Here is a 15,306-nt window from a genome sequence, read left to right on the forward strand (position 1 = left end):
CGGTCGCGGAAACCACCGGAGGGGCGGTCGTCCCGGCGGAAGCCACCGCCCTGGGGGCGGTCGTCACGGCGGAAGCCACCGCGGTCATCGCGGTCGCGGTTGTAACCGCCGGAGGGGCGGTCATCGCGGCGGAAGCCACCACCCTGCGGGCGGTCGTCACGGCGCGGACGGTCGTCGCGGTCGCGGAAACCACCGGACGGACGGTCGTCACGGCGGAAGCCGCCACCCTGGGGGCGGTCGTCACGGCGGAAGCCACCGCGGTCATCGCGGTCGCGGTTGTAACCGCCCGACGGGCGGTCATCGCGGCGGAAGCCACCGCCCTGGGGACGGTCGTCACGGTCACGGAAACCGCCGGAGGGGCGGTCGTCGCGACGGAAGCCACCGCCCTGCGGACGGTCATCGCGGCGGAAGCCGCCACCCTGCGGGCGGTCGTCGCGGTCGCGGAAACCACCGGACGGACGGTCGTCACGGCGGAAGCCGCCACCCTGCGGGCGGTCGTCACGACGGAAACCACCGCGGTCATCGCGGTCACGGTTGTAACCGCCCGACGGGCGGTCATCGCGGCGGAAGCCACCGCCCTGCGGACGGTCGTCACGACGCGGACGATCGTCGCGGTCGCGGAAACCACCGGACGGACGGTCGTCACGGCGGAAGCCGCCACCCTGCGGGCGGTCGTCACGACGCGGACGATCGTCGCGGTCGCGGAAACCACCGGACGGACGGTCATCGCGGCGGAAACCGCCACCCTGCGGGCGGTCGTCACGACGGAAACCACCGCGGTCGTCACGGTCGCGGTTGTAACCGCCCGACGGGCGGTCATCCCGGCGGAAACCGCCACCCTGCGGGCGGTCGTCACGACGTGGGCGGTCGTCGCGGTCACGGAAACCACCGGACGGACGGTCGTCCCGACGGTAGCCACCACGGTCACGGTCGGAACGGTCATCGCGACGGTATCCGCCACGGTCGTTCGACCAGCCCCCGCGTGACCGGGGCTCGTAGCCGCGGCCGTCGTCCGATCGACGCTCGGGACGGTCCTGGGGCGGGTTCGACATCGTGGTGACTCCTGTCTGCTGCTTCAGCTCCACCGCCCGGTTTCCGGCGAGACGCTCGCCCGGGGCGGTGCGGTGCCGGCCACCTGGCCGGGCACACCATCTCCATTGTCCGGCATCCGCTCCCGTACCGCGTTGGGGCGGCAGGACGGACTGACCGGGTCATACACGTTCTGACACGCAAAAAAGCCGTGGACCCCAGCGACTCGCTGGGGTCCACGGCTTTGAATAATTGTTCGGCGGCGTCCTACTCTCCCACAGGGTCCCCCCTGCAGTACCATCGGCGCTGTAAGGCTTAGCTTCCGGGTTCGGAATGTAACCGGGCGTTTCCCTCACGCTATGACCACCGAAACCCTATCGGGTATTCAGCGAAACACACACTTTTTAGTTGAATAGTGTTTCTTAGTGTTCGCCGGCGATAGCTGTTCGCTACCCGGGAACCACACAGTGAACGCGAGCGTCTGAGGACAAGCCCTCGGCCTATTAGTACCGGTCAACTCCACCCCTCACGAGGCTTCCATATCCGGCCTATCAACCCAGTCGTCTACTGGGAGCCTTACCCTCTCAAGGAGGTGGGAGTGCTCATCTCGAAGCAGGCTTCCCGCTTAGATGCTTTCAGCGGTTATCCCTCCCGAACGTAGCCAACCAGCCATGCCCTTGGCAGAACAACTGGCACACCAGAGGTTCGTCCGTCCCGGTCCTCTCGTACTAGGGACAGCCCTTCTCAACACTCCTACGCGCACAGCGGATAGGGACCGAACTGTCTCACGACGTTCTAAACCCAGCTCGCGTACCGCTTTAATGGGCGAACAGCCCAACCCTTGGGACCTACTCCAGCCCCAGGATGCGACGAGCCGACATCGAGGTGCCAAACCATCCCGTCGATATGGACTCTTGGGGAAGATCAGCCTGTTATCCCCGGGGTACCTTTTATCCGTTGAGCGACGGCGCTTCCACAAGCCACCGCCGGATCACTAGTCCCTACTTTCGTACCTGCTCGACCCGTCAGTCTCACAGTCAAGCTCCCTTGTGCACTTACACTCAACACCTGATTGCCAACCAGGCTGAGGGAACCTTTGGGCGCCTCCGTTACCCTTTAGGAGGCAACCGCCCCAGTTAAACTACCCACCAGACACTGTCCCTGATCCGGATCACGGACCCAGGTTAGACATCCAGCACGACCAGAGTGGTATTTCAACGGCGACTCCACCATGACTGGCGTCACAGCTTCAAAGTCTCCCACCTATCCTACACAAGCCGAACCGAACACCAATATCAAGCTATAGTAAAGGTCCCGGGGTCTTTCCGTCCTGCTGCGCGAAACGAGCATCTTTACTCGTAATGCAATTTCACCGGGCCTATGGTTGAGACAGTCGAGAAGTCGTTACGCCATTCGTGCAGGTCGGAACTTACCCGACAAGGAATTTCGCTACCTTAGGATGGTTATAGTTACCACCGCCGTTTACTGGCGCTTAAGTTCTCAGCTTCGCCCGACCGAAATCGGACTAACCGGTCCCCTTAACGTTCCAGCACCGGGCAGGCGTCAGTCCGTATACATCGCCTTACGGCTTCGCACGGACCTGTGTTTTTAGTAAACAGTCGCTTCTCGCTGGTCTCTGCGGCCACCCCCAGCTCAGAGTGCAAGACTCATCACCAGGAATGGCCCCCCTTCTCCCGAAGTTACGGGGGCATTTTGCCGAGTTCCTTAACCATAGTTCACCCGAACGCCTCGGTATTCTCTACCTGACCACCTGAGTCGGTTTGGGGTACGGGCCGCCATGAAACTCGCTAGAGGCTTTTCTCGACAGCATAGGATCATCCACTTCACCACAATCGGCTCGGCATCAGGTCTCAGACTATTGCAGGGCGGATTTGCCTACCCTACGTCCTACACCCTTACCCCGGGACAACCACCGCCCGGGCTGGACTACCTTCCTGCGTCACCCCATCGCTCACCTACTACCACCTCGGGTCACCGGCTCCACCACTCCCCATTGTCCGAAGACTCCGGGACGGCTTCACGGGCTTAGCATCAGAGGGTTCAGCGTTGGCGCTTCAAAGCGGGTACGGGAATATCAACCCGTTGTCCATCGACTACGCCTGTCGGCCTCGCCTTAGGTCCCGACTTACCCTGGGCAGATCAGCTTGACCCAGGAACCCTTGGTCAATCGGCGCAAGAGTTTCCCACTCTTGTATCGCTACTCATGCCTGCATTCTCACTCGTATACCGTCCACGACTCGATTCCTCGGCCGCTTCACCCGGCACACGACGCTCCCCTACCCATCACAGCCCCCGTTAGGAGTATTGCTGCAATGACACGACTTCGGTGATGTGCTTGAGCCCCGCTACATTGTCGGCGCGGAATCACTTGACCAGTGAGCTATTACGCACTCTTTCAAGGGTGGCTGCTTCTAAGCCAACCTCCTGGTTGTCTCTGCGACTCCACATCCTTTCCCACTTAGCACACGCTTAGGGACCTTAGTCGGTGTTCTGGGCTGTTTCCCTCTCGACCATGGAGCTTATCCCCCACAGTCTCACTGCCGCGCTCTCACTTACCGGCATTCGGAGTTTGGCTAAGGTCAGTAACCCGGTAAGGCCCATCGCCTATCCAGTGCTCTACCTCCGGCAAGAAACACGCGACGCTGCACCTAAATGCATTTCGGGGAGAACCAGCTATCACGGAGTTTGATTGGCCTTTCACCCCTAACCACAGGTCATCCCCCAGGTTTTCAACCCTGGTGGGTTCGGTCCTCCACGTGGTCTTACCCACGCTTCAACCTGCCCATGGCTAGATCACTCCGCTTCGGGTCTTGGGCATGCAACTGGGTCGCCCTATTCGGACTCGCTTTCGCTACGGCTACCCCACACGGGTTAACCTCGCTACACACCGCAAACTCGCAGGCTCATTCTTCAAAAGGCACGCAGTCACGGCCACCGAAGTGACGACGCTCCCACGGCTTGTAGGCACACGGTTTCAGGTACTATTTCACTCCGCTCCCGCGGTACTTTTCACCATTCCCTCACGGTACTATCCGCTATCGGTCACCAGGGAATATTTAGGCTTAGCGGGTGGTCCCGCCAGATTCACACGGGATTTCTCGGGCCCCGTGCTACTTGGGAGATGAACAAGCGAGCCGTACAGATTTCGTCTACGGGGGTCTTACCCTCTACGCCGGACCTTTCGCATGTCCTTCGACTACCCATACGGTTTCTGACTCGCCCAGCCGCCGGCAGACGACTGAAGCTCATTCCCACGACCCCCCAAGCGCAACCCCTGCCGGGTCTCACACGCTCAAGGTTTAGCCTCATCCGGTTTCGCTCGCCACTACTCCCGGAATCACGGTTGTTTTCTCTTCCTGCGGGTACTGAGATGTTTCACTTCCCCGCGTTCCCTCCACACTGCCTATGTGTTCAGCAGCGGGTGACAGCCCATGACGACTGCCGGGTTTCCCCATTCGGAAACCCCCGGATCAAAGCCTGGTTGACGACTCCCCGGGGACTATCGCGGCCTCCCACGTCCTTCATCGGTTCCTGGTGCCAAGGCATCCACCGTGCGCCCTTAAAAACTTGGCCACAGATGCTCGCGTCCACTGTGCAGTTCTCAAACAACGACCAGTCACCCACACTCCGAAACCCCACAGGGCTCCATCACATGAGACCGGCATCCTCGAGGTAACAGCCATACAGCCGTTCCCTCAGGACCCAACAACGTGCCCGACACAATCCAGTCACACACCACGTTCCACGCCCCAAAGGGCAGTACTAGCGGAAGCTTCCGAACCGTGCCGAATAGTCAACGTTCCACCCATGAGCAACCAATCTGAGGCATTCGCTCAGATCTGGCTATGTGCTCCTTAGAAAGGAGGTGATCCAGCCGCACCTTCCGGTACGGCTACCTTGTTACGACTTCGTCCCAATCGCTGGTCCCACCTTCGACGGCTCCTCCCCTTACGGGTTAGGCCACCGGCTTCGGGTGTTACCGACTTTCGTGACGTGACGGGCGGTGTGTACAAGGCCCGGGAACGTATTCACCGCAGCATGCTGATCTGCGATTACTAGCAACTCCAACTTCATGGGGTCGAGTTGCAGACCCCAATCCGAACTGAGGCCGGCTTTTTGGGATTCGCTCCGCCTCACGGCATCGCAGCCCTTTGTACCGACCATTGTAGCACGTGTGCAGCCCAAGACATAAGGGGCATGATGATTTGACGTCATCCCCACCTTCCTCCGAGTTGACCCCGGCAGTCTCCTGTGAGTCCCCATCACCCCGAAAGGCATGCTGGCAACACAGAACAAGGGTTGCGCTCGTTGCGGGACTTAACCCAACATCTCACGACACGAGCTGACGACAACCATGCACCACCTGTACACCGACCACAAGGGGGCTGACATCTCTGCCAGTTTCCGGTGTATGTCAAGCCTTGGTAAGGTTCTTCGCGTTGCGTCGAATTAAGCCACATGCTCCGCTGCTTGTGCGGGCCCCCGTCAATTCCTTTGAGTTTTAGCCTTGCGGCCGTACTCCCCAGGCGGGGAACTTAATGCGTTAGCTGCGGCACCGACGACGTGGAATGTCGCCAACACCTAGTTCCCAACGTTTACGGCGTGGACTACCAGGGTATCTAATCCTGTTCGCTCCCCACGCTTTCGCTCCTCAGCGTCAGTAATGGCCCAGAGATCCGCCTTCGCCACCGGTGTTCCTCCTGATATCTGCGCATTTCACCGCTACACCAGGAATTCCGATCTCCCCTACCACACTCTAGCCTGCCCGTATCGAATGCAGACCCGGGGTTAAGCCCCGGGCTTTCACATCCGACGCGACAGGCCGCCTACGAGCTCTTTACGCCCAATAATTCCGGACAACGCTCGCACCCTACGTATTACCGCGGCTGCTGGCACGTAGTTAGCCGGTGCTTCTTCTGCAGGTACCGTCACTTGCGCTTCTTCCCTGCTGAAAGAGGTTTACAACCCGAAGGCCGTCATCCCTCACGCGGCGTCGCTGCATCAGGCTTTCGCCCATTGTGCAATATTCCCCACTGCTGCCTCCCGTAGGAGTCTGGGCCGTGTCTCAGTCCCAGTGTGGCCGGTCGCCCTCTCAGGCCGGCTACCCGTCGTCGCCTTGGTAGGCCATTACCCCACCAACAAGCTGATAGGCCGCGGGATCATCCTGCACCGCCGGAGCTTTCCACCAACCCCCATGCAGAGGAAGGTCATATCCGGTATTAGACCTCGTTTCCAAGGCTTGTCCCAGAGTGCAGGGCAGATTTCCCACGTGTTACTCACCCGTTCGCCACTGATCCACCCCGAAGGGCTTCACCGTTCGACTTGCATGTGTTAAGCACGCCGCCAGCGTTCGTCCTGAGCCAGGATCAAACTCTCCGTGAATGATTACCCGTGATCGGGTGAACACTCGCGTTGAGCGGCACGGCAACCACCGGAATAAGGTGACCCCGCGCACTGCGTCCTCGCTGTGTATTACAAAAGGAATCTCCAACAAGACAGGATGGTCTCGCCGGGGATGTCAACATATCTGGCGTTGACTTTTGGCACGCTGTTGAGTTCTCAAGGAACGGACGCTTCCTTCGAGCCGCCTTCCAGCGGGCCCTCCGGGCGCTTCGTTCTTTCGTGTTTCCAGCTTATCAGATGTTTTCCGCTCCGTTTTCCGGACCGAATTTCATCGGATTTCGCTTTTGCCTTTCGGCGCTCCCGAACTCTACCAGAGCTTTCCGATCCGTTTTCCCGCTCGACCGGAATCGAAAGGGCACGCGACGAATCGCTTGGCATTGAGAAGGGGGGTCCGCCCGAATCAGGCGACTCGACCTACGTTAGGACACCGACCTGGAGGAGTCAAACCTGGAGGGGCCGGATCTGGCTTGATCCGGCCCCTCCTACCCGAAGGTGCAGCTCAACTACGGTCGGTTTGCGCCACCCCGTGTTTCGCGGGTTGGCACCACCGCCCGGGGTGTCAGGCGGCCTTCAGCTCGATCGCGGCGAGGTTGCGCTTGCCCCGGCGCAGCACCAGCCAGCGGCCGTGCAGCAGGTCGGCGGCGGTGGGGGTGGCCTCCTCGTCGGTGACCTTGGCGTTGTTCAGGTACGCACCGCCTTCGTTGATGGTGCGGCGAGCGCCCTTCCGGCTGGGGGCCAGGCCGGCCTCGACCAGGAGGTCGACGATCGGCAGCAGCTCGCTGACCGTGGCCTTGGGGACCTCGGCCAGAGCTGCGGCCAGGGTCGCGGGCTCCAGCTCGGCGAGATCGCCCTGGCCGAAGAGCGCCTTTGAGGCCGCGACGGCGCGCTCGTACTGCTCCGCGCCGTGGACGAGGGTGGTGAGCTCCTCGGCGAGGGCGCGCTGGGCGAGTCGGGCGGCGGGACGCTCGGCGGTCTCGCGCTCCAGCTCCTCGATCTCCTCCCGCGAGCGGAAGGAGAAGATGCGCAGGAAGTTGGAGACGTCCCGGTCGTCCGCGTTCAGCCAGAACTGGTAGAAGGCGTACGGGGTGGTGAGCTCCGGATCCAGCCAGACGGTGCCGGACTCGGTCTTGCCGAACTTGGTGCCGTCGGCCTTGACGATCAGCGGGGTGGCGAGGGCGTGCACGGACTTGCCCTCGGCCTTGCGGATCAGGTCGGTGCCGGCGGTGAGGTTGCCCCACTGGTCGCTGCCACCGGTCTGCAGGGTGCAGCCGTAGCGGCGGTTCAGCTCCAGGTAATCCATGCCCTGGAGGATCTGGTAGCTGAATTCGGTGTAGCTGATACCCGCGTCGGAATTCAGCCGCCGGGCGACCGCCTCCTTGGCGATCATGTTGTTGACGCGGAAGTACTTGCCCACGTCGCGCAGCAGACTGATCGCCGACATTTCGGAGGTCCAGTCCAGGTTGTTGACCATCCGGGCCGCGTACTCACCCTCGAAGTCGAGGAAGCGGGAGATCTGCCCACGCAGGCGGTCGACCCAGCCGGCCACCACCTCGGGGTCGTTGAGGACCCGCTCCGCGGTCGGCTTGGGGTCGCCGATCAGGCCGGTGGCGCCGCCGACCAGGCCGAGCGGGAGGTTTCCGGCCTGCTGGATGCGGCGCATGGTGAGGATCTGCACCAGGTTGCCGAGGTGGAGGCTCGGGGCCGTCGGGTCGAAACCGCAATAGAAGGTGACCGGGCCGTCCGCGAACGCCTTGCGCAGTGCGTCCTCGTCGGTGGACAGGGCGATCAGCCCACGCCACCGCAGCTCGTCGACGATGTCCGTCACGGTCACGCTTCTCCTTCGTTCGGGCACCCGAGCGCGTCTCGATGGGCCGTTCCTCGGGCCCCGCGTCCGGATGACTCCAGCCTTCTAGAGGGTACGCGCTCCTGGCCAGCGGATTTCGGCGCAGGCGGGCGGCCACCGGGAAGGGGCCGGCGAAATTCCGTTGTTCGGGCGGGACCGACCCGTTCAGAGTGTTTGCCACCGCCACCGGGCGAACGGGGAACGGGCGAGCGCGACGGGGCGGCCGACAGGCATGGGAAGAGGCGGCCGGGCCGTCAGGGCACGGTCGGGACAGGGAGGGCGGCCCCGATGCGCGACACGCTGGTACTGAACGCGAGCTATGAACCCCTGACGACGGTGTCGCTCAAGCGCGCCGTGGTGCTGGTCCTCCAGGACAAGGCCGTGGTCGAGCACGCCCGCCCGCTGGGTGTGGTCTGCGGCACCGGCGTGTCGGTACCGGTGCCCCGGGTGATCCGGCTGCGGAGGTACGTCAGGGTGCCGTTCCGACAACGGGCCCCGTGGTCGCGGCGGGGGGTGCTGATCCGGGACCGGCACGTGTGCGCGTACTGCGGGCGGCGGGCCGCCACGGTCGACCACCTGGTGCCGAGGTCCCGGGGCGGGGCCGACAGCTGGCTGAACACCGTGGCGGCCTGCGCGGAGGACAACCAGCGCAAGGCCGACCGGACGCCGGAACAGGCGGGGATGAAGCTGCTCCGCGGACCGTTCGAGCCGACTCCGGCGGCCTCGCTGATGATGGCGCTCGGCCTGCGCGGCGGCGAGGCGGACGAGTTCGCGCCATGGTTCCCGGCCGGGGCCGCCGCCTGACGGGCCGACCGGGCTCACCCGATTCACCGGGCTCCCGCCGGACCTGTCCGATCTCGTACGGACCGGGTCCCGTACGGACCCGGTCCCGTGGAGCCGGAGCGGTCGGCCGGCCCGTGGCCTGGAAGCAGCTAGCCCTTGGCCTGGAAGGCGGTGGCGGTGCCGAAGTTGGTGGAGTGCTCGGGCACGGCCACCACCTTGTCGCCGCCCATCAGCACCCGGCCCGAGGTGAGCAGCGAGCCGGTCCCCTGCGGATACGCCCCGCCGGTGGACTCCTGGCCGCCGGTGAGGGCGAAGCGGCTGAGGTGGGCGGGCTGGTCGAGGCGCTCGTCGACGGCGAGCATCAGCGCGCCGTTGTCGATGCCGACCGCGCGGGCCTTGCCCTTCTCGATGGCCGCGGTCTTCCAGACCTGCTTGCCGGTGGTGAGGTCGTACGCGATCGCGGCGACCGGGCTGCCCTGGGCCGGCGTCAGCGTGGTGACCATGGTGTGGCCCTGGAAGAACACGGTGGGCGTCGGGTTGAAGGTGCCGCGGGCCACGTCGAGGCGGCCGCCGTTGCCCGAGACCGGGATCTGGGTGGCGGGGTCGCCGTTGGCGCCCCAGGCGAGGACCCGGTCGTCGGTGGGGTTCTCGCCGGTGGTGAGGACCACGGCGGGTTCGGCCGACAGGACGGTGACGGTCTTCGGGCCGTTGTTGAGCCCGCGCCACCACTTGACCTTGCCGTCGGCGGTGTTGAGCGCGACGGCCTGGATGTTCGGGTCGCTGTCGGCGCAGCTGCTGCTGAGCAGGACGGTGTCGCCGCTCGCGCTGCCGGACAGGGTGCAGAACTTGCCCTGACCGGTGTACTGCCAGGCGTCGCCGCCGTCGGCCGCGGCCCAGGCCCACACCTTGTCATCGCCGACCGCGATCACCTTGTCGCCGCCGACCGCGACATGTGCGGAGTACGGGTCCTTGGTGTCGGAGAGGCTCTTGGTCCAGAGCGTCTTGCCGGTCTTGGTGTCGACGGCGGCGAGCAGCGTGCAGGGGCTCTTCGGATCGGCCTGGGGACGGAACAGGGCGACGCCGAGGCCGCTGCCGGTCACGGTGGGCGAGAGGCCACAGGCGGCGGCGTTGTCGGCCGGCGGGGTGACGGTCCAGGTTGGCTTCCCGGTGGCCAGCGCGTACGCGTGCACGCCGGTGCTGTCGGCGCGGACGGCCATGTCCGCGAGCAGCCAGCTGCCGACCAGGGTGTCGTCGGAGGCGGCTGCCCCCGCGGCCGGGGGCTGGGCGGCCCAGGCCTTGGCGTGGGCGACCGCGAAGGCCTTGGCGGCGGCCGGGTCCTCGGTGGCTCCGCTGCTGCTGCCACCGCTGCCGCCGCCGCTGCCGCCGGTGGCCAGGACGGCCGCCGCGATCAGGACGAGGACGGCGGTAGCCCCTGCTCCGGCGCGGATCGCCAGGGTGCGCCGGTCGGGCCCGTGCTCGGCGGAGACCACCGCGGAGACGGCGGCCTTGGCCCGGTCCGCGAGTGAGCCCTTGCCCTTGGCGCCGCTGTTGCCGCCGCCCCCGTCCGACCGTCCCGCCGAGGGCGTGACCTGGTACGGCGAGAGCGGGACGGCGGGATCGCCGGGGACGGGCGGCATGGTGGCGGTGGCGAGCTGCTCGAACGGGGTGAAGGCGGCGGTGGGCGGCCCCTGGTCCGGCTCGCCGCCGGGGCCGATGCCGCCGCCGAGGCCGGTGGGGCCGGCCTGGTCGGCGGGGTGCGGCTGGTCGAGGCCGTAGTAGCCGTCCTCGGTGCCCGCCGGTGCGTACGGCTGCTGCTCGGTGGCCGGGTAGCGGCCGTATCCGGCGTCGGCGTCGGCCGTGGTGGTCCCGAACGGGTCGTAGCCGGGAACCGCGTCGGGGGCGGCGGGCGCGTAGAAGCCGTCGTCGGCCTGGGACGGCACTCCGGTCTGCCACGGTTCGGTGCTCTGGGCGGCCCAGCCCGGCTGGCCCGGAAGTCCGTGCTGCTCGGGGTAACCGGCCTGGGCCGGAGCTCCGGGGGCGCCGGCCTGCGGACCGTAGCCCGGCTGCTCGTGGAAGCCGGGCTCACCGCCCTGGTACGGCTGCTGCTGACCGCCGCTCCACGGATCGCCGGCCGCGGCCGGCTGCTGCGGTGGGTACCAGGGCTGCTGCTGGTAGTCGTACCCGATGGGCTCCTGCCCGGCGGTCCCGGAGTGGTCCTGAGCCATGCGTCCCGTCCGTCCGACTGCGTGCTACGAGGCGCCAGCATCTCATGTCGGTGCGGACACGCCGTCCGAAGCCCTGGACTGCGGCTGCCGGTCCAGGCTCAGGAGTCGGCGCGCACGGCCTCGTCGATCCTGGCCGCGAGGGCGAAGTCAAGGCTGGTCAGGCCGCCTTCGCTGTGGGTGGCGAGGACGAAGCGCAGGGTCCGCCAGCGGATGTCGATGTCGGGGTGGTGGTCCATCTGCTCGGCGGTCACGGCGACCGAGTCCACGATCCGGATCGCGGCGGGGAAGCCGGACGCCTCGACGGTACGGGTGATCGAGTCGCCCTCGCGGGTCCAGTCGGGCAGTGCGTCGAGTGCCGCCGTGATCTCGTCCTCGGTCAGCAGGGCCGGGCGTCCGCTCATGGTGTTGCTTCTCCCTCGGGGTGTGCCCACCGGGGCCCGGTGCGCTCACAGGAGCATATGGAGGCGGCCGCCCGCGAGCCCGGCGACACCGCGCACCGCGGGCCCGCTTCCGGTCCGTCGCGGCGTCCGGCGGACCGTCAGGTGACGAGCAGCCGGCCGACGGCGACCAGGCCGACCGCCACGATGATGCCGCGCAGTACGGGCGGGGCCAGCCGTCGGCCGATCCTGGCGCCGAGCTGTCCGCCCAGCACCGATCCGGCGGCGATCAGCAGGACCACGGTCCAGTCGATGTGCGAGGTGAGGAGGAAGAAGACGGCGGCGACGCCGTTGACGATCAGCGCGAGCACGTTCTTGGCCGCGTTGATGCGCTGCATCCCGTCGTCCAGCAGCATGCCCATCAGGGCGATCAGCAGGACGCCCTGCGCGGCGCCGAAGTATCCGCCGTAGACGCCGGTGAGGAAGACCCCGGCCAGCAGCAGCGGGCCGGCTTCGGCCGCGGCCTCTCCCCGCCGCCGGGCGGCCATCGCGCGGGCCACCCGGGGCTGGACCACCACCAGGACCAGGGCGAGCAGGATCAGTACCGGGACGATCGCCTTGAAGGCGCTGCCCGGCAGCCTGACCAGCAGGTAGGCGCCGAGCAGTCCGCCGAGCAGGGCGGCGGCGCCGAGCCGGCGCAGCCGGGGTGCCTGTCCGGTGAGTTCGCGGCGGTATCCGATGGCTCCGCTGAGCGCACCGGGGACCAGGCCGAGGGTGTTGGAGACGTTGGCGGTGACCGGCGGCAGGCCGAGGGCGAGCAGTACCGGAAAGGTGATCAGGGTGCCCGAGCCGACGACCGTGTTGATCGTTCCGGCGCCGAGCCCGGCGACCAGGACGAGCAGCCCCTCCCACAACGTCATGCCCGTACCCCTCGCTCGCTACTGTCTCGCTGATCATCCGGCAAGCGCGGCACGAGGGCCAGGGGGTATCCGCCATCCGGAACGGGGAGCCGGACGGCGGACGGCCCGCCTCCGGGTGGATCCGGGGGCGGGCCGGTCGTCGGGATCTGATCAGGATGGCCGGATCAGGACGGTCACTCCGGGTCGATCTTGGGGTACTCCCGGGTCGGCTCGACCCGGGGGCGGGCGGCGCCCTTCTCGATGTCCACCGGCCCCGGACCGGTGGGCGGGGTGACGGAGGGCCGGGCCGCCGGGTCGAGCGGAACCTGAGTGGGCGTCGGGGCGGCGGCGGCCGGTCCGGCACCGTTGCCGCCGGTCAGACCGGTGAAGGCGCCGCCGAGGCCCTTGAGCGCGTCGCCGACCTCGCTCGGGATGATCCAGAGCTTGTTGGAGTCGCCCTTGGCCAGCTCGGGCAGGGTCTGCAGGTACTGGTAGGCGAGCAGCTTCTGGTCGGCGTCGCCGTCGTGGATGGCCTCGAAGACGGTACGGATGGCGGCCGCCTCACCGTCGGCGCGCAGCACGGAGGCCTGGGCCTCACCTTCGGCCTTGAGCACCTCGGCCTGCTTCTCACCCTCGGCGCGCAGGATCTGGGCCTGTCGGGCACCCTCGGCGGCGAGGATCGCGGCGCGCTTGTCACGGTCGGCGCGCATCTGCTTCTCCATCGAGTCCTGGATGGAGCTCGGCGGCTCGATCGCCTTGAGCTCGACCCGGTTGACCCGGATGCCCCACTTGCCGGTGGCCTCGTCGAGCACCCCGCGCAGACCCGCGTTGATGACCTCACGGGACGTCAGGGTGGACTCCAGGTCCATCGAACCGATGATGTTGCGCAGGGTGGTGACGGTGAGCTGCTCGATCGCCTGGATGTAGCTGGCGACCTCGTAGGTGGCGGCGCGCGGGTCGGTCACCTGGTAGTAGATGACGGTGTCGATGTTGACCACCAGGTTGTCCTGGGTGATCACCGGCTGCGGCGGGAACGGGACGACCTGCTCACGCAGGTCGATCCGGTTGCGCACGGTGTCGATGAACGGGACGACGATGTTCAGGCCCGCGTTCAGAGTCCGGGTGTAGCGGCCGAAGCGCTCCACGATGGCCGCGCTCGCCTGCGGGATCACCTGGATCGTCTTGATCAGTGCGATGAAGGCCACCACGACCAGGACGACCAGCACGATAAGGACGGGTTCCACGGACTCTCCCCTAGACGACCAGGGCGGTGGCGCCCTGGATTTCGACAACATCGACCTGCTGACCCGGCTGGTAGACCATGCCGGGATGAAGCGCACGGGCCGACCAGATCTCACCGTTGAGTTTGATCCGGCCGCCCTCCCCGTCGACCTGTTCCTGAACGACCGCGGTGGCTCCGATCAGCGCCGCCGTGCCCGTCCGGAGTTCCGGCGCCTGCCGCAGCTGCCGGTAGGCGATCGGCCGGACGAGGACCAGCAGCGCGACGGAGACCCCCACGAAGATCAGGAACTGGAGCACCACACCGGCGCCGAGCCCGGCGGCCAGCGCGGCGGCACCGGCGCCGACCGCGAACATCGCGAACTCCGGCAGCGCGGTCAGCACCAGCGGTATGCCCAGGCCGACGGCGGCCAACAGCCACCAGATCCAGCTCTCCACAGCCCCATCCTAGGTACGGACGACTCTTCCGGCGTAGGTTCCCGCAGGTCGATGGGCGGAAACCGGTCGCACGTGCGACCGGTCCCGTTTTCGGCTGTCCTCCGGTCGTGCTCAGCCCAGCGGCAGGCCCTGGGCGGCCCAGCGGTCGCCGCGGCGCTCCAGGGTGAGCGGCAGGCCGAAGCAGAGCGAGAGGTTGCGGGCGGTCAGCTCGGTGTCGATCGGACCGGCGGTCAGCACCTTGCCCTGGCGGATCATCAGCACATGGGTGAAGCCCGGGGCGATCTCCTCGACGTGGTGGGTGACCATCGCCATCGCGGGCGCGTTCCTGTCCTGGGCCAGCGCGCCGAGGCGGCGGACCAGGTCCTCACGGCCGCCCAGGTCCAGGCCGGCGGCGGGCTCGTCGAGGAGCAGCAGCTCGGGGTCGGTCATCAGACCGCGGGCGATCAGGGTGCGCTTGCGCTCGCCCTCGGAGAGGGTGCCGAACTTGCGGTCGACCAGGCCGGCCATGCCGAGCCGGTCGAGCAGGGCGAGGGCCCGCTCCTCGTCGGTGGTCTCGTACTGCTCCCGCCAGCTGACCGTCATGCCGTACGCGGCGGTCAGCACCACCTGCAGCACGGTCTGGTCGGCGGGCAGCCGGTCCATCATCGAGGCGCCGGCCAGGCCGATCCGCTGGCGCAGCTCGAAGACGTCCACGCCGCCGAGCTTCTCGCCGAGGATGGCGGCGGTTCCGGTGCTCGGGAACAGGTAGGTGGAGGCGACCTGCAGCAGGGTCGTCTTGCCCGCGCCGTTGGGCCCGAGGATCACCCAGCGCTCCCCCTCCGAAATCGACCAGGAGACCTGGTCGATGAGCGCGTGCCCATCCCGGACCACGGATACGTCCACCAGCTCCAGCACGTCGCTCATGCCTACGCCTTCCCCAATGCAGATTCGGCCGTCCGTGGGACCTGCGCGAAAGGTCCTCGGGGTGCGGTCCACTCGTCTCGTCAGTCGGTGCGAACGGGCAGACCGCTCCGGTTACCGGGATGAGGTTCGGAGAGGTGAGCCGCACG

General features: G+C 66.7%; 8 protein-coding genes, 3 rRNA genes and 1 pseudogene. 1 reads left to right on the forward strand and 11 read right to left on the reverse strand.

Annotated elements, in window-relative coordinates:
* Positions 1-20: 20 nt before the first annotated feature.
* From ACSMTC_RS10550 to tyrS, 5 genes and pseudogenes are all read right to left on the reverse strand, one after another.
* Positions 21-875, reverse strand: a pseudogene (locus ACSMTC_RS10550) (hypothetical protein); the annotation flags it as partial.
* 408 nt (positions 876-1,283) lie between these two features.
* Positions 1,284-1,400, reverse strand: a 5S ribosomal RNA gene (rrf, locus tag ACSMTC_RS10555).
* A 112-nt stretch (positions 1,401-1,512) separates the two neighbouring features.
* Positions 1,513-4,623 (reverse strand): 23S ribosomal RNA (locus tag ACSMTC_RS10560).
* Positions 4,624-4,908: 285 nt separating this feature from the next.
* A 16S ribosomal RNA gene (locus ACSMTC_RS10565) occupies positions 4,909-6,432 on the reverse strand.
* The 16S, 23S and 5S rRNA genes sit together here, the layout of an rRNA operon.
* Positions 6,433-7,012: 580 nt before the next feature.
* The gene (tyrS, locus tag ACSMTC_RS10570) at positions 7,013-8,278 is read right to left on the reverse strand and encodes a tyrosine--tRNA ligase (RefSeq protein WP_436564647.1); all 1,266 of its coding nucleotides are present in this window, start codon (positions 8,276-8,278) and stop codon (positions 7,013-7,015) included.
* Between the two features lie 306 nt (positions 8,279-8,584).
* Between tyrS and ACSMTC_RS10575 the strand changes: the two genes are divergently transcribed.
* Entirely contained in the window at positions 8,585-9,100 is a 516-nt protein-coding gene (locus ACSMTC_RS10575) for an HNH endonuclease (RefSeq protein ID WP_436559396.1), read from the forward strand.
* Between the two features lie 128 nt (positions 9,101-9,228).
* Here ACSMTC_RS10575 and ACSMTC_RS10580 read toward each other — a convergent pair whose 3' ends face one another.
* From ACSMTC_RS10580 to ACSMTC_RS10605, 6 genes are all read right to left on the reverse strand, one after another.
* On the reverse strand, positions 9,229-11,304 hold the full coding sequence (locus ACSMTC_RS10580) for an outer membrane protein assembly factor BamB family protein (protein WP_436559397.1): 2,076 nt from the start codon (positions 11,302-11,304) through the stop codon (positions 9,229-9,231).
* A 98-nt stretch (positions 11,305-11,402) separates the two neighbouring features.
* Positions 11,403-11,705 carry a 4a-hydroxytetrahydrobiopterin dehydratase gene (locus ACSMTC_RS10585; protein ID WP_436559398.1) on the reverse strand — a complete coding sequence of 101 codons (303 nt, stop codon included), beginning with the start codon at positions 11,703-11,705 and terminating at the stop codon, positions 11,403-11,405.
* Positions 11,706-11,842: 137 nt separating this feature from the next.
* A complete protein-coding gene (locus ACSMTC_RS10590; protein WP_436559399.1) occupies positions 11,843-12,601 on the reverse strand; it encodes a sulfite exporter TauE/SafE family protein in 759 nt (252 codons plus the stop codon).
* Between the two features lie 173 nt (positions 12,602-12,774).
* The gene (locus ACSMTC_RS10595) at positions 12,775-13,824 is read right to left on the reverse strand and encodes an SPFH domain-containing protein (protein WP_436559400.1); all 1,050 of its coding nucleotides are present in this window, start codon (positions 13,822-13,824) and stop codon (positions 12,775-12,777) included.
* A gap of 10 nt (positions 13,825-13,834) precedes the next feature.
* Positions 13,835-14,257 (reverse strand): NfeD family protein, encoded by a 423-nt coding sequence (locus ACSMTC_RS10600; RefSeq protein WP_436559401.1) that lies wholly within the window; start codon positions 14,255-14,257, stop codon positions 13,835-13,837.
* Positions 14,258-14,368: 111 nt separating this feature from the next.
* On the reverse strand, positions 14,369-15,160 hold the full coding sequence (locus ACSMTC_RS10605) for an ABC transporter ATP-binding protein (protein ID WP_436559402.1): 792 nt from the start codon (positions 15,158-15,160) through the stop codon (positions 14,369-14,371).
* Positions 15,161-15,306 lie beyond the last annotated feature (146 nt).

Origin of the sequence: Kitasatospora sp. HPM-01-4 (genome assembly GCF_051374625.1) — a bacterium.
GTDB lineage: Bacteria > Actinomycetota > Actinomycetes > Streptomycetales > Streptomycetaceae > Kitasatospora.